This window comes from Catellatospora sp. NPDC049609, from assembly GCF_040675365.1.
Lineage (GTDB): Bacteria > Actinomycetota > Actinomycetes > Mycobacteriales > Micromonosporaceae > Catellatospora.
Map to the genome: position 1 here is coordinate 114,262 of NZ_JBFAOU010000002.1, position 23,376 is coordinate 137,637.

Below are 23,376 nucleotides of genomic sequence, written 5' to 3' on the forward strand. Positions count from 1 at the left end.
CGCGCGCCGGGCGTGCCGGGGGTTCGATCAGACGATCTCGGACTTGATGAGGTCGGTCATGCCGTCGCCCACCGTGATGGTGGGCTCCCAGCCGAGGACCTCCTTGGCCCGGGTGATGTCGGCCGCGCGGCGGCTGACCAGCACCTCGCGCGGGTTGAACTGCGGCTCCACGTCCACGCCCACGGCCTTGATCAGGATGTCGGCGAGGGTGGCCACCGAGGTGTCGATGCCGGTGCCGATGTTGACCGGGACGTTGGCCTGCTCAGACTCCAGCGCCGCGACGATCGCGCGGGCGATGTCGTGCACGTGGATGAAGTCCATCGACTGCTCGCCCTTGCCGTCGATGATCGGCGGCTGGCCGGTCTTGAGGCGCTTGACGAAGTGGTTGATCACCGAGGTGTAGTAGGCGGTCGGCTTCTGGCCGGGGCCGTACACATTGAAGAAGCGCAGCGCCACCCAGCTCAGGCCCTTGCTGCGCTGGTAGAAGCCGAGCAGGTCCTCACCGGCGCGCTTGGAGATGCAGTACGGGGTGAGCGGGTCGAGCGCGTCGTCCTCGTGCATCGGCAGCTTCTTCGGGTCGCCGTAGACCGAGGCCGAGGAGGCGAACACCAGGCGGCGCACGCCGTGGTCGGCGGCGGCGGCGAACACGTTGTTGTTGCCGACCATGTTGATGTCGATCGACTCGTACGGGTCGGCCTGGCTCTTGTTGATGGACACCGCGGCCAGGTGGACGACCGACTCGCAGCCCTTCATCGCCGCGTGCACGCCGCCGCCGTAGCGGACGTCCTGCTCGACCAGCTCGACGTTGCCCGTCTTCACCAGCTCGTCGATCTTCTCGCGGTCGCCGCGCGACATGTTGTCAAAGATCCGGACCTGGTAGTCCTTCTCCAGCAGCAGCCGGACCACGTGCAGGCCGATGAAACCCGCGCCTCCGGTGATGAAGACGGTCTTCTTTGACATTGCGGACCTTTCTGGGAGGGAGAGCACGGCCGGCGGCCGCGGTGCAACAGGGGTGGGACGGCCGGAACCGTACCGTTGATCTTAGTTGGCGCGACCGGTGGCCAGCTCGTCGACGACCTGGATCAGCGTCGCGGCGACGGTCTCGACCTGGGCGTCGGTCAGGTTGGCGTGCATGGGGATGGCCAGGTGCCGCTCGAACAGGTCCGCCGAGACGGGGCACGGCGAGGTCTCGCCGTACAGCGGCTGCAGGTGCGAGGCGTACGTGCCGAAGGTGCACTGCACGCCGCGCTCGCGCAGCGCCATCGCGACCTCGCCGCGGTTGACGGCGCGGTCGAGGGTGACCACGTACGCCTGCCAGGGGTGCTCGCGGTCGGGCGCCTCGAACGGCGCGGTGATCAGCTCGTGCTCCTTGAACAGCTCGCCGTAGCGGGCGGCCACGCGGCGCTTGACCGCCAGCAGGTCCGGCAGCCGGTCCAGCTGGGCCAGCATGATCGCGGCCTGCACGTCGGAGAGCCGGTAGTTGTAGCCCAGCTCGTCGAACACCGGGATCGGCAGCTTGGACAGCTCGGCGCGGGTCAGCGCGCCCTCCACGCCGTAGGTGTGCAGCTTGCGCGCGTGCGCGGCGAGGTCCGCGCGGTCGGTGACCAGCGCGCCGCCCTCACCGGCGGTGATGCCCTTGCGGCCGTGGAAGCTGAACACGGCCACGTCGGCCAGGCTGCCGGCCGGGCGGCCCTTGTAGGTGGCGCCGGCCGAGCAGGCGGCGTCCTCCATCAGGAACAGGCCGTGCTTGTCGGCGATGGCGCGCAGCTCGTCGTAGTCGGCCGGCTGGCCGCACACGTCGACGGCGATGATGCCGACGGTGCGCGGGGTGATCAGCGACTCGACCACGGCCGGGTCGATGGTCCAGGTGTCGGGGCGCACGTCGGCGAAGACCGGGCGCGCGCCGGTCCACATCACCGAGTGGCCGGTCGCCGGGAAGGTGTAGTCGCCCACGATGACCTCGTCGCCGGGCTTGACGCCCAGCGTCAGCAGCGCCAGGTGCAGCGCCGAGCCGCAGTTGCTGGTGGTCAGCGCGTGCTGCACGCCCATCGCGGCGGCGAACCGCTCCTCGAACTTCTTGCAGGCCGGGCCGGACCCGGCGAGCCAGCCTGACGCGAACACCTCGGCGATCGCGGCGAGCTCGGGCTCGCCGACCGTGGGCTGGCCGAGGGCGATGACGTCAGGCATGTGGGACCTCCCCTTGTGAGCGACCCGAGAAGTGTAGGCCACCGGACCTGGGCGGCCGCCAGTCGGCCGGGACGCGAAATGGCCTACGATCGACGCCGTTGCCCCGGCGGAGGAGTGAAATGACTAGGTTCGTGGTGATTGGTGGCGGGATCGTGGGACTCGCGGTCGCGCATCGCCTGCTCACCGACCGTCCCGGGGACTCGGTGACGGTCGTGGAGAAGGAGGCGGGCTGGGCCGCCCACCAGACCGGCCACAACTCCGGGGTGATCCACGCCGGGGTCTACTACAAGCCCGGCAGCCTCAAGGCCACCCTGTGCAAGGCCGGCAGCGCGTCCATGGTCGAGTTCTGCCGGGAGCAGGGCCTGGCCTACGACATCTGCGGCAAGCTGATCGTGGCCACGGACCCCTCGGAGCTGCCCCGCCTGCACGACCTGCACCAGCGCTCGGTGGCCAACGGGCTGCCCGTGAAGCTGATCGACCAGGCCGAGGCCGCCGAGTACGAGCCGCACGTGGCCGCCGTCGCCGCGCTGCACGTCGCATCCACCGGCATCGTCGACTTCGGCGCGGTGTGCCGCCGCATCGCCGAGCTGCTCGCCGAGGGCGGCGCGGACCTGCGTACCGAGACCGAGGTGACCGCGGTCCGGCAGCGCGCGGGCGGGGTCGTGCTCACCACCACCAAGGGCGAGATCATCGCCGACGTGCTGATCAACTGCGCGGGCCTGCACGCCGACCGGATCTCCCGGCTGGCCGGGGTCGACACCCCGGTGCGGATCGTGCCGTTCCGCGGCGAGTACTACGAGCTCACCCCGCAGCGGCGCGACCTGGTCAAGGGCCTGATCTACCCGGTGCCGGACCCGCAGTTCCCGTTCCTGGGCGTGCACCTGACCAAGATGATCGACGGCACCGTGCACGCGGGCCCCAACGCCGTGCTGGCCACCGCCCGCGAGGGCTACTCGTGGGGCAAGGTCAGCCCGCGCGACGTGTGGGACGAGGTCAGCTACTCGGGGCTGTGGGCACTGGCCCGCAAGCACTACCGGTACGGCCTGACCGAGGTCGCCCGGTCGCTGTCGCGCAAGAAGTTCGCGGCCAGCCTGGCCCGGCTGGTGCCCGTGCTGACCGGCGAGGACATCGTGCCGGCCGGCGCCGGCGTGCGCGCCCAGGCGATCCGCCCCGACGGCGGCCTGGTCGACGACTTCCTGATCGTCGAGGCCGAGCGGCAGGTGCACGTGCTCAACGCGCCGTCGCCCGCCGCCACCAGCTCCTTCGAGATCGCCAAGCACATCGTGTCGCGGCTGCCCGCCGACCTGTCGGCCTGACGGCCGCGGCGGGCCCGGCTCACGCGGCGGACCCGGCCGGCCCGGCCCGCGCCGCGGCGCCGACCCACCCCGCGGACGGACCAGAGCAGCGGAAAGGGGCACCCGGCGGACCGGGTGCCCCTTTTTCTTGCGCGCTTACAGGTACTGGCCGGTGTTGCTGGCCGTCTCGATGGAGCGGCCCGACTCGGTGCCCTTGCCGCCGGAGACCAGCGTGCGGATGTAGACGATCCGCTCGCCCTTCTTGCCGGAGATGCGGGCCCAGTCGTCGGGGTTGGTGGTGTTCGGCAGGTCCTCGTTCTCGCGGAACTCGTCCAGGCAGGCGTCCAGCAGGTGCTGCAGGCGCAGGCCCTTCTTGCCGGAGGACAGGAACTCCTTGATCGCCATCTTCTTGCCGCGGTCCACGATGTTCTGGATCATGGCGCCGGAGTTGAAGTCCTTGAAGTACAGGACCTCCTTGTCACCGTTGGCGTAGGTGACCTCGAGGAAGCGGTTCTCCTCGGTCTCGGAGTACATCCGCAGCACCACCGAATTGATCATCGCGTGCACGCACGCCTCGGCGGAGCCACCGTGCTCGGCCAGGTCGTCCGGGGACAACGGCAGGCCGGTCAGGATGTACTTGCTGAAGATGTCCTTGGCCGCCTCGGCGTCCGGCCGCTCGATCTTGATCTTGACGTCGAGCCGGCCCGGGCGCAGGATGGCCGGGTCGATCATGTCCTCGCGGTTCGAGGCGCCGATGATGATGACGTTCTCCAGGCCCTCCACACCGTCGATCTCGCTGAGGAGCTGGGGAACGATGGTGTTCTCCACGTCCGAGGAGACACCCGAGCCACGGGTCCGGAAGATCGAGTCCATCTCGTCGAAGAACACGATCACCGGCGTGCCCTCCGAGGCCTTCTCCCGGGCCCGCTGGAAGATCAGCCGGATGTGCCGCTCGGTCTCGCCGACGTACTTGTTGAGCAGCTCCGGACCCTTGATGTTGAGGAAGTAACTGGTCTTCTTCTCCTCGCCGCGCCGCTCGGCGATCTTCTTGGCCAGCGAGTTCGCGACCGCCTTGGCGATCAGCGTCTTGCCGCAGCCGGGAGGACCGTAGAGCAGCACGCCCTTCGGCGGCCGCAGCTGGTGCTCGCGGAACAGGTCCGCGTGCAGGAACGGCAGCTCCACCGCGTCGCGGATCTGCTCGATCTGGTGCACCAGGCCACCGATGTCGTGGTAGTCGACGTCGGGCACCTCTTCGAGGACCAGGTCCTCGACCTCGCTCTTGGGGATGCGCTCGTAGGCGTAAGCCGACCGGGGCTCGATCATGAGCGAGTCGCCCGACCTCAGCAGTCCGCCGATGAGGCCTTCCGCCAGGAACACGATCCGCTCCTCGTCGGCGTGCGAGACCACGAGTGCGCGGTCCCCTCCGTCGAGGATCTCCTTGAGCATGACCACCTCGCCGGCCCGCTCGAAACCGAGCGCGTCGACGATGTTGAGGGCGTCGTTGAGCAGGACTTCCTGCCCACGCTGCAGTGCGTCGACGTCCAACGACGGCGACACCGCCACCCGCAGCTTGCGCCCGCCCGTGAAGACGTCCACCGTGCCGTCCTCGTGCCGCGCGAGGAAGACGCCGTACCCGCTGGGCGGTTGCGCCAGCCGGTCGATCTCCTCCTTGAGCGTCACGATCTGGGCGCGCGCCTCCTTGAGCGTGGCCACCAGTCGCTCGTTGTTCTCCGTGAGCCGCGACAGCTGGGCCTGAGTCGCGGCAAGCCGCTCCTCCAGCTGCCTCACGTGCCGCGGGCTCTCACTCAACTTGCGCCGCAACAGGGCGAGCTCCTCTTGCAGGAACGCGACCTGAGTGGAGAGATCGTTGGCTTCCTTCTCCCACCGCGCGGCGCGCGCATCCGCGTCGTCGCTCTTTGCCACGTCCCACCTCCCCGGGGGTGTCCTCCCGCCGGTCCTACCTCGTTCGGCCGACGTTTAGGGTGCTCCTAACACTAGCGGCTGATCGCCTCAGTTGAACCCTCCCGACACCCCCGTACCCAAGAACTCGATCGAGAATCTGGCCGTGCGGCCGACCTCCCCCGCGTCCGCGCGGGGCGGGGCGCTAGGGTCGAGGGCGTGAGTGAGCTCAGGGTGCGAGTAGATCAGGACCTCTGCACAGGCGACGGCCTGTGCGTGCAGTACGCCCCCGAGGTGTTCGAGTTCGACGTAGACGGCCTCGCCTACGTCAAGGACGACTCCGGCGAACTGCTGATGACCCCCGGCGCGACGGTGGAGATCCCCGCCCACCTCCGCCTCGAGGTGATCGACGCCGCCCAGGAGTGCCCCGGCGAGTGCATCCACATCCAGCGCACCCACGACGGCACCCCCCTTTCCGAGGAAGAACGCGCCGCCCTCCGCTGACCTTCCCGCCCCACCGCCTCTCCCGCGCCGATCTTGCGCGAACTGTGGGTGCGACACGCCCAAACCCGGACAAAATCCCCCGCCGAACTGCAAGATCGTCGCGATCTTGGCGGTCGGGGGCGAAGCCTCCGTCGGGCATGATCGCTGGATTCGGTCAGAACCCGCAGTGTGACCGCACTTTCTGACCCGAAACAACGATCATGCCCGCGAGCCCGCCGCCCAGCGGCCCGCGCGCCCCGGCAGCGGCGGCGCCGCCGGGGTGGCGGCTACAGCATCGGGCGGCCGGCGAGCGAGGCTACGAGCTGGGCGAACTCCTCCAGCCGGGCGATCTGCCCGGCGCCGCCGTCCTCCAGGGTCTTGCCGAAGCGCAGCGCGTCCTGCCGGACCACGTGGTGCGGGTCGTCCAGCGGGTGGCCGTTGTTCGACTCATCCAGCGAGCTGAGCAGCAGGTACACGTCGACGCTGTCCACCCGCAGGTGGTTGGCGGCGGTCCGGCTCAGCCGCCGCCGGCACCCCACCTCGGTGATCACCGACAGCGGCACCACGCGCAGCGAGGAGATCATCGAGCCCGCCGGCCCGTCCCCGGGCGCGACGTCCTCGCCGTGCCACAGCAGCAGCCGGGAGCCGTCGCAGACGACGACCTCCTGCCACACGCCGTTGAACTCGTTGACGAAGCGCTCCAGCGTGAACCCGAGCACCTGGGTGCCGCGCAGCACGCCCTCCAGGGCGTCCAGGGCGACCTCGGGATCGCGCAGGTAGGCCCGCGCCGCCGAATCCAGGTCCGGGTACGGCGACCAGTCGGGGAACACGGCCGGGGGCACGTTCACGGGTCCTCCTACTCCCAGACCTCGTCGGCGACGGCGTCCGGCTCCGGCGCGGGCGCCGGGGCGGTGGCCTGCTTGCGCAGCTCGTACGCCTCCCGGCCCTTGCTGGGCTTGCGCCGGCGCGGCGGCGCGGTGACGCCGGGGGCCAGCTTGCGCGCCCGCACCAGGAACGCGGTGTGCGCGATCATGCGGTGGTCCGGGCGCACCGCCAGGCCGTCGGCGTGCCAGTCGCGCACCAGCGACTCCCAGGCCAGCGGCTCGGTGAAGCCGCGCTCACGCAGCGCCTCGACCAGCTCGGACAGCTGCGGCGTGGTCGCCACGTAGCCGATGAACACGCCACCGGGCAGCAGCGCCTGCTCGACCATGTCGAGGGCGTCCCACGGGGAGAGCATGTCCAGGATGATCCGGTCGAAGCCGGTCTCGGCGTTGTCGGCGACGTCGCCGACGTGCAGGTGCCAGGACGGCATGGACGGGTCGGCGGGCTTGCCGTCGGGCGCCCAACTGGTGCCGAACCAGTTCTGCACGTTCTTGCGGGCCACGGCGGCGAAGTCGTCGCGCAGCTCGTACGACCACAGCTGCCCCTCGGGCCCCACCGCCCGCAGCAGCGAGCAGCTCAGCGCGCCGGAGCCGACGCCCGCCTCCAGCACCTTCGCGCCGGGGAAGACGTCGCCCATGGCCACGATCTGCGCCGCGTCCTTGGGGTAGATGACCTGCGCGCCGCGGGGCATGGACAGCACGTAGTCGGCCAGCAGCGGGCGCAGCGCCAGGTACGCGGTGCCGCCGGTGGAGGTCACCACGCTGCCGTCGGGCCGGCCGATGAGGTCGTCGTGGGCGAGGATGCCCCGGTGGGTGTGGAAGGCCTTCCCCGGTTCGAGCACGATGGTGTGCATCCGGTTCTTGGGGTCGGTCAGCTGCACCCGGTCACCGGCGGTGAATTCGCCACGACGCTGCGGCGTCGGATCGGTGGTCATTTGCGTCTGGTTCCTGTCTACGGTCAGCGTCCGGCTTTCATCGCCGCGGGGTCGAGCACCTGCACCACGTCCATGACGGTGAGCACGCCCACCACATCTTCCCCGTCGACGACGAGGTAAGGAGTGGCCGGGTCCCCACGCAGGAGCTTGATCACGTCGGCCCCGCGGGCGGCCGACGGGATGGTCGCCACCGCGTCGATGCCGCGGGCCAGCGTCTCCACGGTCACCCAGGGCCGGCGCTGCTCCGGCACGGCCGCGGCGGCCTCCGGCACGACCAGCGCGGTCAGCCGGCCGGCCGGGTCGGCGACGCCCAGCACCGGCGCGGCGTGCCCGGCCTCGGCCGCGCGGCGCGACGCCTCGGCCAGCGAGGTGCCGGCCGGCACCACGAACAGCGGGCGGGCCAGGCGCACCGGGTCGACCAGCGGGTAGCGCCGGCGCACCCGGGCGGTCATCACCGCACCGGCCGCGCCCTGCCAGATGCTGAACGCCACGAACAGGCCGAAGATCAGGCCGAACCACTCGTACCAGCCGGTGGCGTACAGCGCCGCCGCGGCCAGCGCGGTGCCGATCGCCACGATCCGGCCGGACCAGCCGGCCACCAGCAGGCCCGCGTCGCGGTCGCCCTTGATGCCCCAGACCAGCGCGCGCAGCGCCCGGCCCCCGTCCAGCGGCCAGCCGGGCAGTGCGTTGTACACCGCCACGATGATGTTGCACAGCGCGAGCTGGAACGCGATCTGGTCGAGCACGGTGCCGTTCGGCAGCGCCAGCGTCGCGATCACGGAGAAGACGCCGAGCAGCGCGGACACGCCCGGCCCGGCCAGCGCGGTGGCCATCTCCACGCCGGGGCGGGGCGAGTCGTGGTCGAACTCGGTGTACCCGCCGAGCAGGTCCAGGGTGATGCCCTTGACCCCGATGCCGTAGTAGCGGGCGGTCAGCGCGTGCCCGAGCTCGTGTAGCAACACCGACAGCAGCAGGCACGCGACGAAGCCGAGCCCGGCCAGGTAGCGGGTGGGGCCGGTGAGGTCGAGCACGTTGCCCAGGCCCTCGCCGTACCAGAAGGTGATGAACACCGACATGACGACCCAGGAGACGCTCAACCGAAGTGGGAAGCCGAAGATCCGGCCGACCTGGAAGCCTGATCGCCGCTCGCCACGCGAAGCGGACTTGGGTGTCGAATCGGTCACTGCGTCATCTCCATCGTGACCATGCTAAGCCGTGCGGCACGCGAACCGAGTCGTACCGCTCCCCTACTGTGTGGGTCATGACCGAGCAGGTGCCCTCCGAACACGCATCGTCACCGAGTGCCGCCCCGGCGCCCGGCGAGACGGCGGTTCGCCCCCTCCCCTCGCTGTCCCCGTCACGAGCGGCGGACTTCAAGACCTGTCCCCTGCTCTACCGGTTCCGCAGCATCGACCGCATCCCCGAGCAGCCCACCGCGGAGCAGGTGCGCGGCACGCTGGTGCACGCCGTGCTGGAGAAGCTGTTCGACTCCCCCGCCGGGCAGCGCACCCGGCCGCTGGCCGAGGAGCTGGTGGAGCCGCAGTGGGAGCGGCTCGTCGCCGAGCAGCCCGAGTTCGGCACGATCTTCGACCTCGACGGGGCGATGACCCGCGAGCAGTTCCTCGGCTCCGCGCAGGAGCTGCTGGGCGGCTACTTCGCTGTCGAGGACCCGCGCCGGCTGGAGCCCGCCGAGCGCGAGCAGTTGATCGAGGCGGTGCTGGGCGGCGAGGGCGAGCAGCAGCTGCTGATCCGCGGCTACATCGACCGGCTGGACGTGTCGCCGGGCGGCGACCTGCGGGTGGTCGACTACAAGACCGGCGGCGCGCCGCGGGAGGCGTTCGAGGCGCGGGCGCTGTTCCAGCTGAAGTTCTACGCCCTGGTGCTGTGGCGCACCCGCGGCGTGGTGCCGCGCGTGCTGCGGCTGCTCTACCTCAAGGACGCCGAGGTGTGCGACTACACGCCCGACGCCGAGGAGCTGACCCGGTTCGAGAAGACGCTGTTCGCGCTGTGGCGGGCGATCGAGAACGCGATCGCGACGCAGGACTTCCGGCCCAAGCCGAGCAAGCTGTGCGGCTGGTGCAGCCACCAGGCGCGCTGCCCGGAGTTCGGGGGCACGCTGCCGCCGTTCCCGCAGCAGGCCACCGCGCAGACGGTGGACAGCCGGCAGGCCCGGCTGCTGGCGGCCCAGCCGGAGGGGTGACCCGGCAGGGTAGCCTCGCCGGGTGCCCCTGACCCCCGTGCCGTTCTATCTCCGCAGGTGGAGGTCCATCTCGTGGACCCCGCTGCAGGCGGACGCGGCGCTGGCCGGTGGGCTGTTCGTGGTGCAGGTGCTGCTGGCGTACGCCCAGCCGTCCTGGCGGCTGCACACCGACCTGATCACGTTCGTCTGGGGCGCGGTCACCCTGATCCCGGTGGTGCTGCGGCGCACGTTCCTGTGGCTCGCGATCGGGCTGACCACCGTGTTCACCGCGGTCGGCCTGCTCGCGCCGGAGTCGCTGCTGGGCGGGCAGGGCGTGGCGCTGTGGGTGCTGGCGTACACCGTCGCGGCGTACGAGCGCTGGTGGCGGGCGGTGCTCGGCACGGCGATGCTGTGGCTGGTCAACGACCTGATCTGGGTATGGGCGTACGACCACGACCTGATGCGCGACGCCGAGGGCGGCCAGCTCATCTCGATGTCGGCCGGCATCGTGGTCAACCTCGCGGTGATGGTGATCACGTTCCTGGCCGGGCGCACCGTGCGGGCCCGCCGCGAGGCGTCGGCGGCGCTGGCCGAGCGGGCGCTGGCCGCCGAGGCCAACCAGCAGGCGCACGCCGAGCAGGCCGTCGCCGAGGAGCGCCGCCGGATCGCCCGCGAGCTGCACGACGTGGTGGCGCACCACGTCAGCGTCATCGGCGTGATGTCCACCGGGGCGCGGCGCATGCTGCACCGCGATCCGGCCGCCGCCGACGAGGCGCTGGCCACCATCGAGCAGACCAGCCGGACCACGTTGCGGGAGCTGCGGCGGCTGCTGTTCGTGCTGCGGTCGGAGAGCGCGCAGGCCGACGACGCCGACGGGCGCAGCCCGCAGCCGGGCCTGGCCGGCCTGCGCACGCTGGTGGACCAGGTGTGCGAGGCGGGCCTGTCCACGTCGCTGCGTGTCGAGGGTGATCCGGCCGAGGTGGACCCGGGCGTGGCGCTGACCGCGTACCGGATCGTGCAGGAGGCGCTGACCAACTCGCTCAAGCACGCCGGGCAGGCCCGCGCCGAGGTGCGGCTGGCCGTCGACGGGCGCGAGCTGACCATCGAGGTGTTCGACACCGGCCGGGGACCGCACACGCGTACCCTCTCCGCAGACGGGATCACGGGCGGCACCACCGGCCACGGCCTGCTCGGCATGCGCGAGCGGGTCGCGGTGTACGGCGGCGCGCTGCGCACCGGGCCCCGTCCGGGCGGCGGTTTCCGGGTGCATGCGCGGATCCCGCTGGAGCAGGCGGGCCTCGCCGGTGCGGCGGCCCCCGAGACGGAAGCGGAGATCGCAGGGTGAAGCCGATCCGGGTGCTGCTCGCCGACGACCAACCCCTGCTGCGCAGCGGGTTCCGGATGGTGCTGGGCGCCGAGCCCGATCTGGACATCGTGGGCGAGGCCGCCGACGGCGCCGAGGCGGTGGACCTGGCCCGGCGGCTGCTGCCCGACGTGGTGCTGATGGACGTACGCATGCCGCGCCGCGACGGGGTCGCCGCGACCCGCGACATCACCGCGGCGAAGCTGCCGGTGCGGGTGCTCATCCTGACCACGTTCGACCTGGACGACTACGTGGTGGGCGCGCTGCGCGCCGGGGCCAGCGGCTTCCTGGCCAAGGACGTGCCCGCCGACGAGCTGGTGACGGCGATCCGCACGGTGGCGGCGGGCGAGGCGGTGGTCGCGCCGCGGATCCTGCGCCGGCTGCTGGACCGCTTCGCGGGGCTGCTGCCCGACCCGGAGGCGACCGTGCCGCACTCGCTGAGCACGCTGACCGAGCGCGAGCGCGAGGTGCTGGTGCACGTGGCCCGGGGTCTGTCCAATGCGGAGATCGCGCGGGCGCTCACGGTGAGCGAGACCACGGTCAAGACGCACGTCGGGCACATGCTGACCAAGCTGGGCCTGCGCGACCGGGTGCAGGCCGTGGTCCTGGCGTACGAGACGGGGCTGGTACGACCCGGCTCTCCTACCTGAGGAGGAGAGCCCGGCCGGCAAGACCGTTCCAGGGTCTGAGGGAGGGCCGGACGGACGCTGACAGCCTGTGGGACATGACTTCTCAGGTTTCCGACGCGGCCGCCGCGGGTGCCGGCGCCGCCGCCCGCGCCGCCGATCTCTGGAAGGTGTACGGCTCCGGCGAGGCTCAGGTGGTCGCGCTGCGCGGCGTGAACGTCGAGCTCGAGCGCGGGCGTTTCACCGCCATCATGGGCCCCTCCGGCAGCGGCAAGTCCACCCTCATGCACTGCCTGGCGGGCCTGGACACGGCCACCAGGGGCCATCTGACCATCGGCGACACGACCCTGAACGGCCTGGACGACGGCGGGCTGACCCGGCTGCGCCGGGACAAGGTGGGCTTCATCTTCCAGCAGTTCAACCTGCTGCCGACGCTGACGGCGGAGGAGAACATCCTGCTGCCGCTGGCCATCGCCGGGCGCAAGCCCGACCCGCAGTGGTTCCAGACGGTGATCACCACGGTCGGGCTGGGCGACCGGCTGCACCACCGCCCCAGCCAGCTCTCCGGCGGCCAGCAGCAGCGCGTGGCCTGCGCCCGGGCCCTGGTGGCCCGGCCCGAGGTGATCTTCGCCGACGAGCCGACCGGCAACCTGGACAGCCGCTCCGGCGCCGAGATCCTGAACTTCCTGCGCCGCAGCGTCACCGAGCACGGCCAGACCATCGTCATGGTCACCCACGACGCCAACGCCGCGAGCTTCGCCGACCGGGTCATCTTCCTCGCCGACGGCCAGATCGTCGACGAGCTGACCAGCCCGACCGCGGACGCGGTGCTGGACCGGATCAAGCGGCTCGACGCCGCCCCGGCGGCATCGGGGGCCACCGAATGATCAAGGCAAGCCTGCGCGGGCTGCTGCAGCGCAAGCTGCGGCTGTCGCTGGCGCTCATCGCCATCGTGCTGTCGGTGGGCTTCCTCGCCGGCAGCCTGGTCCTGTCCGACACCCTCAACGCGCGGTTCGCGTCGCTGTTCAGCACCATCAACGCCAACGTCGCGGTGGTCGTGCAGCCTGCGGACCCGCAGGCGGTCGAGCCGCCCCGGCTCACCACCGACCAGCTGCGCACCCTGTCCGAGGTCGACGGCGTGCGGGTCGTCTCCCCCGACGTCAGCGCCCAGGGCGTGACGCCGTTCCGCGCCGGCGACGGCGAGCCGGTCACCGCCAACACGATGCTCGGCTTCGGCGTGGACGGCCGGGACGACCCGCTGGGCCTGGTCGAGCTGCGCGAAGGCCGCTGGCCGCAGGCGGCCGACGAGGTGACGGTCACCGCGTACACCGCCGAGCTGGCGCGGGTGAAGACCGGTGACTCGCTCAAGGTGTACCTGCCGGTGCTGAACGAGCCGCGCACGTTCACGGTGGTCGGCGTGGCCGGCTACGCCGGCGGCCGGGACAGCCTGGCCGGCGAGTCGGCGGTGATGTTCCAGGAGGCATTCGCGCAGCAGACGTTCTACGGCGCGACCGGGCTCTACGCCGGGGCGTCGTTCGCCGCGGACGAGGGCGTCTCCGACACCGAGCTGAAGAAGCGCATCGGCGAGCGGCTGCCGGACGGGTTCAAGGCGGTCACCGGACAGGAGAGCAGCGAGGAGCAGTCGGCGCAGGTCGGCGTGCTGTTCGACTTCATCAAGTACATCCTGATCGGCTTCGCGGTGCTCGCGGCCGTGGTCGGCGTGTTCCTGATCTTCAACACGTTCAACATCATCGTCGCGCAGCGCACCCGCGAGCTGGCGCTGCTGCGCGCGCTGGGCGCGAGCTGGGGCCAGGTCGCCGGGTCGGTGCTGCTGGAGGCGCTGGTGGTCAGCGTGCTCGGCGCCACGATCGGCCTCGGCATCGGCATCGGCCTCGGCGCGTGGGTGGAGAACCTGCTGGTCGGCGAGTTCGCGCTGCCCAGCGCGGGCATCATCGTCGAGCCGGTCACGGTCCTGCTGGCGTACGCGCTGGGCGTGCTGGTGACGCTGATCGCCGCGTTCGTGCCGGCGGTGCGGGCCTCGTCGGTGCCGCCGGTCGCGGCCATGCGCGACGTGGTGCGCCCGGACAAGTCGCTGGTCGCGCTGTCGGTCGTGGGCGCGGTGCTGGCGGTGCCGGGCCTGGCCCTGGTGCTTACCGGTGCGCTCGTGGACCTGGGCGGCACCGCGTTCCTGGTGCTGGCGGCCGGGGCGGTGCTGCTGTTCGTGGGCACCCTGCTGCTCTCGCCGCTGCTGGCCCGGCCGGTGGTGCGCGGGCTCGGGGCGCTCATCGGCCGCGGCTCGGCGGGCAGGCTCGGCGTACGCAACGCGGTGCGCAACCCGCGCCGCACCGCCGTCACCGCCGCCGCGATCATCATCGGCGTCACCGTGATCGGCACCGCCGCGACCGTGGTCCAGTCCTTCAAGACCAGCCTGGAGGACATCATGGGCGACAGCATCGGCGTGGAGGTGATGATCCAGGCGAGCGTCACCGCGGCGCCCGACGGCCGGCAGGGCTTCAACCCCAAGGCGCTGGACCAGGTGCGCGCCATCCCCGGCGTGAAGGAGGCCGCGGCCTGGCACTTCGACGCGCTCGGGGTGAGCGTGGCCGGGCAGCCGCAGGCGTTCGGCATCTTCGCCACCGACCTGGCTCAGGCGGACCGGATGTTCCCGATCGACGCCGTCGACGGCTCGATCCGGACCCTGGCCGCGCAGGAGCTGGCGCTCGACGACAACACCGCCGAGACGCTCAAGCTCAAGGCCGGTGACCGGACGCCGGTGGTGATCGGCGGGGTGACCCGCGACTACACCGTGGTCGCCGTGTACGAGGCGACGCCGATCATCCAGGGCATCCTGGTCGGCCTGCCCGCGGTGGACGACTTCCCGGGGCCGCTGGCGTTCCAGGGCTTCGTCTCGCTGCACGAGGGCGTGGACGCGGCGCCGGTGGTCGCGCAGATCGAGAACATCATGAAGGACTATCCCGGCGTCACGGTCGGCGACCGGCAGTCCTACGTGCGGCAGGCGACGCAGAGCTACGACCTGCTGCTGACCGTGGTGGAGTGGCTGCTGATCGTGGCGCTGGCCATCGCGGTGCTGGGCATCCTCAACACCCTCGTGCTCAGCATCGTCGAGCGCACCCGCGAGCTGGGCCTGGTGCGCGCGGTCGGGCTGAGCCGGACCGGGCTGGTCTGGATGGTGACCGTCGAGTCGGTGCTGATCGCCGTCTTCGGCGTCGCCCTCGGGTTGGCTCTCGGGGTCGGTCTCGGGGCCGCGTTCACCAAGGCGCTGATCACCATCGAGTTCGCCTCGGTGATCGCGATCCCGTGGCTGGACCTGCTGCTGTATCTCGCGATCGCGGTCGCGGCCGGCATCGGCGCGGCGGTGCTGCCGGCCCGGATGGCGGCCCGGCTCAACGTGCTGGAGGCCATCTCGTACGAGTGAGGGCCCGTCCGGGTCAGGGGCGACCCTGACCCGGCCCTGGGTGGCTTACCCCGCGTCAGGAACCGGGGAGGGTTCACCCCACGGGTCGAGGGATCCGCTCCCGGCCGCCCCGACGATGAGTACACCGGCCGGTCCGCATGCCCCGCCTTGGCAGCGCGGACCGGTCGGTCCACTGTCGTCCGGCCGAGGAAGGACCTCTTGACATCTCCCCCAGCCGAAGCAGGGGGATTCGACCCTCGCGGGTTGAACTTTCTGCTTCCCAGCCCGTTGCCGACCTGGGTTACCAGCAAGGAGCGGTCAACCGCCCATCGGTCCTACACAAGCTCCACAGACCTGACTTCCCGCCAGCCCGGCGGTAGGCCCGACCGGCTTGGTTATCGCCGGCCAGGCTCCAACAAATTAGCACACCTGTTCGCTTCCGCGACACCGGCGGGTGCCGGATTCGCCCTGGCGGCGAACCGGCTTTTCCTGGCCTGCTCCGCAGGCGTTCCGTTTCCTCTCCGGCCTGAGGGCCGGAGTATCCCCGGAGGCATTCGATGACCACAGCAGCCCCGCCCCTGACCCGCCAGCGTGTGGAGACCGCCGCCGCCCGCGCCACCGGCCTGTGGAAGGTGTACGGCTCCGGCGAGGCGCAGGTCGTCGCGCTGCGCGGGGTCGACGTCGAGCTCGACCGCGGCCGCTTCACCGCGATCATGGGCCCGTCCGGCTCCGGCAAGTCCACCCTCATGCACTGCCTGGCCGGCCTCGACGCGGTCAGCCGCGGGCAGGTGCACGTCGGCGACACCGAGCTGACCGGCCTGAACGACGCCGGGCTGACCCGGCTGCGCCGCGAGAAGATCGGCTTCATCTTCCAGCAGTTCAACCTGCTGCCGACGCTGACGGCGGAGGAGAACATCCTGCTGCCGCTCGCGATCGCCGGTCGCAAGCCGGACCAGGAGTGGTTCCGTACGGTGATCGACACGGTGGGCCTGGGCGACCGGCTCAAGCACCGCCCCAACCAGCTCTCCGGCGGCCAGCAGCAGCGCGTCGCGTGCGCCCGCGCGCTCGTCTCCCGGCCCGAGGTCATCTTCGCCGACGAGCCGACCGGCAACCTGGACAGCCGCTCCGGCGCCGAGGTGCTGGCCTTCCTGCGCCGCAGCGTCACCGAGTACGGCCAGACCATCGTCATGGTCACCCACGACGCCAACGCGGCGAGCTACGCCGACCGGGTCGTGTTCCTGGCCGACGGGCAGATCGTCGCCGAGCTGACCGCGCCCACCGCGGAGTCCGTCCTGGACACGCTCAAGAGCCTGGACCGCACCGCACCCGCCGGGGCTGAGCACTGATGCTGCGCGCCACCCTCAAGAGCCTGCTCGCCCGCAAGCTGCGCCTGGTCCTGTCCGGCCTGGCCGTGCTGCTGGGCGTGATGTTCGTGTCCGGCTCGTTCGTGCTGACCGACGCGCTGGGCCGCTCGTTCGACAACATGTTCTCCTCGGCGATGGCCGAGACCGATGTGCTGGTCGCCGCCGATCCCGCCATCGACGTGTCGGAGCTGGAGGGCGAGGCCGTGCCCGGCCTGCTCACCGCCGCCGACCGCGACGCCGTCACGGCCGTGCCCGGCGTGGCCGGGGTCGTCGGCGAGGTGCAGGCCGACGGCGCCCGCGTCATCGGCGCCGACGGCAAGGTCGTCACCTCGTTCGGCCCGCCCCGCTTCGGCGCCAACTGGACCGGCGAGACCGGCGGGCTGGAGCTGCGCTCCGGCCGCGGCCCTAGCGCCGACGACGAGATCGCCATCAACCAGACGCTGGCCGAGCTGAGCAGGCTCAAGGTCGGCGACCGGGTCGGCGTGCTCACCACCAAACCCAAGCAGACGTTCACGCTGGTCGGCATCTTCGGCTACGAGGGCGGCCTGCCCGGCCGCGGCCCGGTGCACGAGGTCCGGTTCACCGAACCCGTCGCGCAGGAGCTGATGCTCGGCGCGCCCGGGGCGTACACCAGTCTCAGCGTCACCGCCGCGGCCGGCACCGACCCCGCCGCCCTGCGCGACGCGATCCGCGCGAAGCTCGGCGACGGGTACGTCGTGCAGACCGGCGCCGAGGCCGCCGCGGCGATCGCCGACGGCTTCAAGGAGGCCCTGTCCTTCTTCAACAACATCCTGCTCGGCTTCGCGGGCGTCGCCCTGTTCGTGGGCACGTTCCTGATCCTGAACACGTTCTCGATCATCGTGGCGCAGCGGACCAGGGAGCTGGCCCTCAGCCGCGCGCTGGGTGCGAGCCGCCGCCAGGTCATCGGCTCGGTCATGGTCGAGGCGCTGGTCATCGGGCTCGTCGCCGCGGTGCTCGGCCTCGCCGCGGGTGTCGGCGTCGGCGCGCTGCTGGCCGACCTCGCCGCGAGCTTCAGCAGCCTGGTGCTGGCCGGGATCGGGCTGCCGCTCGCCGCCGTGATCAGCGCGTTCGCGGTGGGCATCGGCGTCACGATGATCGCCGCGCTGCTGCCCGCGGTGCGGGCCTCGCGGGTGCCCCCGGTGGCCGCGCTGCAGGAGGTCGCCACCCCGGACCGCCCGCTGACCAAGCTCACCGTCAGCGGCGCCGTGGTCGGCGCGCTGGGCGGCGGCGCGATCGCGTACGGCCTGGCCAGCGACGACGACCCGGTGATGTGGCTGCTGCTGGGCGGGGTGCTGACCGCGTTCATCGGGGTCGCGCTGCTCAGCCCGGCGCTGGCCCGCCCGGCCGTGTCCGTGCTCGGCCGGCTGTTCTCCTGGTCGGTGCCGGGCAAGCTGGGCCGGCTCAACTCCGGCCGCAACCCGCGCCGCACCGCGATCACGGCCGCCGCGCTGATGGTCGGCGTCGCCCTGATCACCGGCGTGAACACCATCATCACCTCGGCCGAACGCAGCCTGCGCGGCGACGCCACGGACGCGTTCCAGGCCGACCTGATCATCTCCGGGCAGGAGTCGCCGGGGATGATGCCGACCTTCGACGAGGCGCTGCTGCCGAAGATGCGCGAGCTGGCAGGGGTCCGCTCGGTCGCCGCCGAGTACAACGAGCAGGCGGTCATCGAGGGTGAGCCGCGGATGGCCACCGCGGTCACCGACCTGCCCACCATCGCGCGGGACTTCTCCCTGGTCGCCGCGGCCGGCTCGCTGTCGCAGCCGGGTCCGGGCGAGGTCGTCGTCGGTGAGTCGTACGCCGCCGAGGCCGGGCTGTCCGTCGGCGGCACGGTCACCGCGCGCCTGCCCCGCGGCGAGCCGACCACGTTCCGGATCATCGGCACCTACCAGGCGACGCCGTTCTACGGCGGGTTCATCTTCGGCCCCGACATCGTCGCCGGGATGCGCACGCCGCAGCCGTCCTTCGCGTACGTCCGGCTCGCCGACGGCGCCGACGCGGCCGCCGCCCGCAAGGGCCTGGAGGCGCTGCTCGTCGACAGCCCCGAGATGCTGGTCGAGGACACCGGGGAGTTCCTCGACCGGGAGCTGGGCGAGACCGCGCAGCTGCTGCTCATGATCCAGGTGCTGCTGGGCCTGGCCATCCTCATCGCGGTGCTGGGCGTCGTCAACACCCTGGCCCTGTCGGTGCTGGAGCGCACCCGCGAGCTGGGCCTGCTGCGGGCCATCGGCCTGAGCCGGGCGGCGACCATGCGCATGGTCACCGTGGAGGCCGTCGTCATCACGGTCTTCGGCGCGCTGCTCGGCGTCGCCGTCGGCGTCGGACTCGGCGCCGCCGTGGTCCAGGGCCTGGCCGCCGACGGCCTGAAGGAACTGTCCATCCCGTGGTCCCAGGCCGGCGTCTACCTGCTCCTCGGCGCTCTGGTCGGCGTACTCGCCGCGATCCTGCCCGCCATCCGCGCCGCCCGCATCAACGTCCTGACCGCCATCGCCCACGAATAAGACCCACCTCCGGGGGATGAAAAGGAAGGGCACCTTCTTAACGCCATAGGGGGTCGACGTGGATCCGCATCACCCAACCCACGTAGGACCCTGACGTACATCGAGCAAGTTCAAGTCGACGGTCCTCGATGGCGGGCAAGTAGCCGCACGCATACGTAGCACAAATCGGTGCATGGTCGGCGCCAGCCAGTTGCACTCTGGCGCCGACCACCTTTGGTAGAGTTTAGCCCGACTTGCGTTGCCTAGGTTCACGCCCAACCTGCGTTGATGCGCTGCTTAAAGATCCTGATCTTCGTGGGCATCACCAGCACGAAGAACTGTCGGCGGTTGAAGTAGATCTCGTAGTCCATGCGGACGCGTCCTCGGGTAGGCGTGTCCAACACTGTCTGACCAGCGATGATCGGGCCCGAAGGGTTGCCAGAAAGCACGCTGTGGGCATCGCGGGCAATTTCTGAGGAGTCGATGGGGATGCGTGAAGGCACGCAGCCGGCGATCGCCCCGAACTTCGCTCGGAACGTTGCCGACTCCAAGGTCTGGAGCACGACCATGCAGGTGCGCCCGCCAGGGTGGTTGGTGTACTTGCCGAGTGTGAACAGCGCAAGATCGTCGTGGGCTGCCTCGACGTAGCGTCGGATCGAGGCGTGTCGCGATGCCTGGTAGACGTCGGCGAGGTCCACCGGAACAGCCAAGCTGGGCTGCACGGAATGTGCCTGCTCGGTGAATCGATCGAGGTTGAATAGGAGCGCAGCGCTGAACGCGTTGGCTTCCGCCTCCAACTCGTCAAGCGTGTCCAATCGAAGTGTCGTCTTGTCCTCGCCGTAGTACGCATCGCGGTGCCACGGGAGCCCCTCATGGCCAAGTTCATGGCCATGGGTGAAACGGCGGCGAGGCACTTCCAGCGACATGTCGATGTAGATCGTCTTGCGGCGGACGTCGAGCGCTCCGAGAAGCTTGCCCATGAGCTTGGGGAACCTGGCGAGCAGGGAGGGCGGGACCTCGTCACCAAGGGCGTAAAGGTCCTCTGGCTGGTGAAGTTCCAGCGCGGCCGTTACGTCTTCCAGCGGGGTGGGGGTCTTGCCGAGAGCCTGCGCCGCTACCAGTGCGCCGCGCGCATAGCGCTCGATGTGCAGGCGCCGGTCGGTGGGAAGTTCGAGAACGGCCACGGTGTCCTATCGACCTTTCTTTTTATGCCGGAGGTATGCCGCGTACTCCAGCAGGGCCTGTTGTTCCTCTTCGTCGAGGTCGGCGATCAAGTGCAAGGGAAAGCCGCTGAGTGCGGGTGCTTCCTGCGCTTTCTCGTCTGGAACTCGGTGTCCAACCCTCAGTAGAAGGTCGCGGTAAGACAGTTGGTACACCTGTGCGATTTCGTACAGAATTCCTGGGGATGGCCTGCCGATGAGGCCCTTCTCGATCTGGCTCAGGTAGCCGTTCTTGACGACCTGGTTGGTCCGCTGCTCCACGTCACGCAGCGTGAGACCTGCCAGTTCGCGTACGCCGCGGAGGTACGCGCCGAACTCCTCCGGGGTGTTTTGGACGGTCATGGTGGTGCTCCTCAGGGGTGGGTCGCGTGAGCCTAACCCAACATGCTCAGTCTACCAAGCTCCGCTAAACGCTCTTGACACACTCTGCTGAGCGCCGCTAAGTTCACTAAGCAGAATCGAGCGGCCGAGAAGCGGCAGCTCAACGCTTGATCCGCCGCTGGCGGGAGAGGGGGTCGGCCCGATGGAGGCCACTAAGGTGCGCACGATCGAGGTCATCTTCAACAAGAAGAAGATCAACCTGTCGGACCGGGAGATGACTGGTCGGGAGATCAAGGAGGAGGCGATCCGGCAGGGCGTCGAGATCGCACCGGACTTCCAGCTGTCGGTGCGCCACGGCAACCGCCTGGACGTGGTCGACGACGATGAGGAGATCCGGATCCGCCACCACCAGGAGTTCATCTGCGTCAAGGCCGACGACAACTCGTGACCGCCCTCGCGCCCGCGGTCGACGAGGCCGTCGCTGCCATCCGGGATCAGTACGCTTGCCATCAGGTCCACGTACTCCCGGATGGCAGCGGCGGCGCGACGATCATCGTCGACGACATCTCCATCGGCACGGCATACCGGCCCCAGGCCACCTGGCTCGGATTCCATGTCAACGCCGCGTACCCGGCTTCGGACGTGTACCCCCACTACTGCGGCCTGCTCGAACGAAGCGACGGTCAGGCACACGGGCCTGGCATCACCGCCACGACCTGGCAGGGCCGCCCCGCTCTGCAACTTTCCCGCAGGTCAAACGGCTGGAATTCGGTTCTGGACAACGCAGTCCTGAAAGCAGAGAAGGTGATCAGGTGGCTGAAGTCCCTGTGAACCCACCCGCGGACGGATGGAGTCTCACACTTCCTCGCCGCATGTGGGACGACGTGTCAGCACATCTGTTCCGTGACGACCGGGACGAGCACGGCGGGGTCATCCTCGCCGGGCTCGCCCCCGGCCCCCGAGGACCCCGGCTCCTCGGCCGCGAACTCATCCTCGCTCGGGACGGGATCGACTACGTCCCCGGCACCACCGGCTATCGGGCGCTCTCGGCCGCCTTCGTAAGAGATGCCACCCTGCGGGCGCACGACGAGCGACTCGCGTACTTGGCATTCCACAACCACCACGGCACCACCACCGTTGGGTTCTCGCGCACCGACATGGCCAGCCATGAAAGCGGCTACCCCGCCCTCCGCCAGATCACCGGGCAAGTGGTCGGCGGCCTCGTCCTCACCCCTCAAGCGGCAGCCGGGGACCTGTGGCTACCAGACCGAGCCCGCATCCCATTGGCCGAGCTCGTCGTTCCCGGCGGCATCCTGGCGCGGATGCGGCCAAGACCGACCGCTACCTCCGTGCCGGATTCTCGCTGGAACCGCCAGGCGCTAGTTCTCGGCGACCGAGGGCAAGACATCCTGCGCCGCATGCGAATTGCCGTCGCAGGCCTCGGCGGCGCTGGCAGCATCCTGGTCGAGTTCCTCGCACGCCTCGGCGTTGGATACCTGGTGCTCATCGACGACGATATCGTCGAGACCACCAACCTCAGCCGCCTGATCGCCGCAAGGCACGGGGACATCGGCCGCCCGAAGACCGAACCGGCAGCCCGCAACGCCCGCCGTGCGAACCCCGATATCAAACTGACACTGATCGACGAAGCTATCCAGAGCCCACGCGCGCAGGCCGAGCTGTCACAAAGTGACTGGATCTTTCTCGCGGCCGACACCCATGCGGCAAGGCACTGGGTCAACGCTATCGGCCATCAGTACCTGATCCCGATGACACAGGTCGGAGTCAAGATCCCCGTGACAGAGGACGGCACGGTCGGGCAGATCCACGCCGTGTCGCGCCTGTTCCTCCCAGGAGAAGGCTGCATGTGGTGCAACGGCCTGGTCGACCCCACCCAACTCGCCATCGACATGGCCCCGTCCCAGCAACGTGAAGCAGCCCAATACGTGCCAGAAATGCCTGCGGCAGCGGTCATCAGCCTCAACGGAACCGCCACGATGGAGGCGGTCAACCACTTTCTGTTCGCCGCCACCGGGCTTCACACCACGGAGGACGCCATCTATTCGACCCTCGCGCTTCCCCGAACCCGCGAGCGCTACTTGCAGCGCCAGCAGCAGCGCAGCGGTTGCACCTGGTGCACCACGGCCGGCGTCCTCGCCCGTGGTGGCGCCACACTACTGTAGCCTCGCTCTTTCACGAGGGCGCGGCGGCATAGTAGATCATGAAAGCGAAAGCGCCTCTGATCTGGAACGATAGGACTTTCGAGGGTCCAGAACCGTTGCAGGAGAAGCACTTTCCGCGTGCAGACTACCTTGTCGCGTCCCAAACTCGTCGTCCCGGCCGACGGCCGCGGTGTGGTAGGGCGTGCTGGCACCCGGCTGCTGGCAGACCTCGCCGACGCCACGGGCCTGACCAGCGGCTTCGGTGACGCCCTCGCCGTCGCTGGACGGCGTTCGGGCGGACACGACCCAGGCCGAGTCGCCCTCGACCTGGCGGTGACGATCGCCGACGGCGGCAAGGCCATCACCGACCTGGGCGTGCTGCGCGCCCAGCCGGAACTGTTCGGGCCGGTCGCCTCCGACTCGACGGGATGGCGCGCCCTGGAGTTCATCGACGCCGCGGCGCTGGGCAGGCTGCGGGCCGCGCGGGCCGTCGCCCGTGAGCTCGCCTGGGCGCAACTGTGCGAGACCCGAGGCGGCCTGCC

At 70.4% G+C, this 23,376-nt stretch carries 20 protein-coding genes and 1 pseudogene; 13 read left to right on the plus strand and 8 right to left on the minus strand.

Features of this window, described 5'->3' with window-relative positions; genetic code table 11:
• Positions 1-27 precede the first annotated feature (27 nt).
• Positions 28-960 carry an NAD-dependent epimerase/dehydratase family protein gene (locus tag AB0J67_RS01200; protein ID WP_363474948.1) on the minus strand — a complete coding sequence of 311 codons (933 nt, stop codon included), beginning with the start codon at positions 958-960 and terminating at the stop codon, positions 28-30.
• Between the two features lie 81 nt (positions 961-1,041).
• Positions 1,042-2,187, minus strand: coding sequence for a DegT/DnrJ/EryC1/StrS family aminotransferase (locus tag AB0J67_RS01205; protein ID WP_363474950.1), 1,146 nt, complete (start codon positions 2,185-2,187; stop codon positions 1,042-1,044).
• A 119-nt stretch (positions 2,188-2,306) separates the two neighbouring features.
• On the opposite strand from AB0J67_RS01205, the gene lhgO reads away from it, so the two are divergent.
• A complete protein-coding gene (lhgO, locus tag AB0J67_RS01210) occupies positions 2,307-3,503 on the plus strand; it encodes an L-2-hydroxyglutarate oxidase (RefSeq protein ID WP_363474952.1) in 1,197 nt (398 codons plus the stop codon).
• A gap of 135 nt (positions 3,504-3,638) precedes the next feature.
• Here the strand turns inward: lhgO and arc are convergent, their stop codons facing one another.
• A complete protein-coding gene (gene arc, locus AB0J67_RS01215; RefSeq protein WP_363474954.1) occupies positions 3,639-5,405 on the minus strand; it encodes a proteasome ATPase in 1,767 nt (588 codons plus the stop codon).
• A 195-nt stretch (positions 5,406-5,600) separates the two neighbouring features.
• On the opposite strand from arc, the gene AB0J67_RS01220 reads away from it, so the two are divergent.
• Positions 5,601-5,885, plus strand: a complete 285-nt coding sequence (locus tag AB0J67_RS01220) for a ferredoxin (RefSeq protein WP_363474956.1) — start codon at positions 5,601-5,603, stop codon at positions 5,883-5,885.
• Between the two features lie 266 nt (positions 5,886-6,151).
• Here AB0J67_RS01220 and AB0J67_RS01225 read toward each other — a convergent pair whose 3' ends face one another.
• Genes AB0J67_RS01225 through AB0J67_RS01235 form a run of 3 tightly spaced genes read right to left on the minus strand, consistent with a single transcriptional unit; the run spans position 6,152 to position 8,864 of the window.
• The gene (locus AB0J67_RS01225) at positions 6,152-6,706 is read right to left on the minus strand and encodes a hypothetical protein (RefSeq protein ID WP_363474987.1); all 555 of its coding nucleotides are present in this window, start codon (positions 6,704-6,706) and stop codon (positions 6,152-6,154) included.
• A gap of 14 nt (positions 6,707-6,720) precedes the next feature.
• Entirely contained in the window at positions 6,721-7,680 is a 960-nt protein-coding gene (locus AB0J67_RS01230; protein WP_363474958.1) for a tRNA (adenine-N1)-methyltransferase, read from the minus strand.
• A 23-nt stretch (positions 7,681-7,703) separates the two neighbouring features.
• Entirely contained in the window at positions 7,704-8,864 is a 1,161-nt protein-coding gene (locus AB0J67_RS01235) for a M50 family metallopeptidase (protein ID WP_363474960.1), read from the minus strand.
• 77 nt (positions 8,865-8,941) lie between these two features.
• Here AB0J67_RS01235 and AB0J67_RS01240 point away from each other — a divergent pair, with 77 nt between their 5' ends.
• From AB0J67_RS01240 to AB0J67_RS01270, 7 genes are all read left to right on the plus strand, one after another.
• Entirely contained in the window at positions 8,942-9,880 is a 939-nt protein-coding gene (locus AB0J67_RS01240) for a PD-(D/E)XK nuclease family protein (protein WP_363474962.1), read from the plus strand.
• A gap of 22 nt (positions 9,881-9,902) precedes the next feature.
• On the plus strand, positions 9,903-11,204 hold the full coding sequence (locus AB0J67_RS01245) for a histidine kinase (RefSeq protein ID WP_363474964.1): 1,302 nt from the start codon (positions 9,903-9,905) through the stop codon (positions 11,202-11,204).
• Positions 11,201-11,872, plus strand: a complete 672-nt coding sequence (locus AB0J67_RS01250; RefSeq protein WP_363474966.1) for a response regulator transcription factor — start codon at positions 11,201-11,203, stop codon at positions 11,870-11,872. Before AB0J67_RS01245 ends, AB0J67_RS01250 begins: the two co-directional genes overlap by 4 nt.
• A 74-nt stretch (positions 11,873-11,946) precedes the next feature.
• Positions 11,947-12,735 (plus strand): ABC transporter ATP-binding protein, encoded by a 789-nt coding sequence (locus AB0J67_RS01255; RefSeq protein WP_363474967.1) that lies wholly within the window; start codon positions 11,947-11,949, stop codon positions 12,733-12,735.
• Positions 12,732-15,284 carry an FtsX-like permease family protein gene (locus tag AB0J67_RS01260; RefSeq protein ID WP_363474969.1) on the plus strand — a complete coding sequence of 851 codons (2,553 nt, stop codon included), beginning with the start codon at positions 12,732-12,734 and terminating at the stop codon, positions 15,282-15,284. Before AB0J67_RS01255 ends, AB0J67_RS01260 begins: the two co-directional genes overlap by 4 nt.
• Positions 15,285-15,820: 536 nt before the next feature.
• Positions 15,821-16,609, plus strand: a complete 789-nt coding sequence (locus AB0J67_RS01265; RefSeq protein ID WP_363474971.1) for an ABC transporter ATP-binding protein — start codon at positions 15,821-15,823, stop codon at positions 16,607-16,609.
• Complete coding sequence (locus AB0J67_RS01270; protein WP_363474973.1) at positions 16,609-19,152, plus strand: FtsX-like permease family protein; 2,544 nt, start codon at positions 16,609-16,611, stop codon at positions 19,150-19,152. The genes AB0J67_RS01265 and AB0J67_RS01270 overlap by 1 nt, the downstream gene beginning before the upstream one ends.
• Before the next feature lie 248 nt (positions 19,153-19,400).
• Here the strand turns inward: AB0J67_RS01270 and AB0J67_RS01275 are convergent, their stop codons facing one another.
• Together AB0J67_RS01275 and AB0J67_RS01280 are read right to left on the minus strand one after the other, a co-directional pair.
• Positions 19,401-20,315 carry an ImmA/IrrE family metallo-endopeptidase gene (locus AB0J67_RS01275; protein WP_363474975.1) on the minus strand — a complete coding sequence of 305 codons (915 nt, stop codon included), beginning with the start codon at positions 20,313-20,315 and terminating at the stop codon, positions 19,401-19,403.
• A gap of 6 nt (positions 20,316-20,321) precedes the next feature.
• Entirely contained in the window at positions 20,322-20,693 is a 372-nt protein-coding gene (locus AB0J67_RS01280) for a helix-turn-helix transcriptional regulator (RefSeq protein WP_363474976.1), read from the minus strand.
• Between the two features lie 181 nt (positions 20,694-20,874).
• On the opposite strand from AB0J67_RS01280, the gene AB0J67_RS01285 reads away from it, so the two are divergent.
• The 4 genes and pseudogenes from AB0J67_RS01285 to AB0J67_RS01300 all read left to right on the plus strand — a co-directional run.
• Complete coding sequence (locus AB0J67_RS01285; RefSeq protein ID WP_363474978.1) at positions 20,875-21,120, plus strand: multiubiquitin domain-containing protein; 246 nt, start codon at positions 20,875-20,877, stop codon at positions 21,118-21,120.
• Positions 21,117-21,503, plus strand: coding sequence for a hypothetical protein (locus AB0J67_RS01290; protein ID WP_363474980.1), 387 nt, complete (start codon positions 21,117-21,119; stop codon positions 21,501-21,503). Before AB0J67_RS01285 ends, AB0J67_RS01290 begins: the two co-directional genes overlap by 4 nt.
• A 41-nt stretch (positions 21,504-21,544) precedes the next feature.
• On the plus strand, positions 21,545-22,855 hold the full coding sequence (locus tag AB0J67_RS01295) for a ThiF family adenylyltransferase (protein WP_363474981.1): 1,311 nt from the start codon (positions 21,545-21,547) through the stop codon (positions 22,853-22,855).
• Between the two features lie 69 nt (positions 22,856-22,924).
• Positions 22,925-23,376 (plus strand): annotated as a pseudogene (locus AB0J67_RS01300) (IS1380 family transposase); the annotation flags it as partial.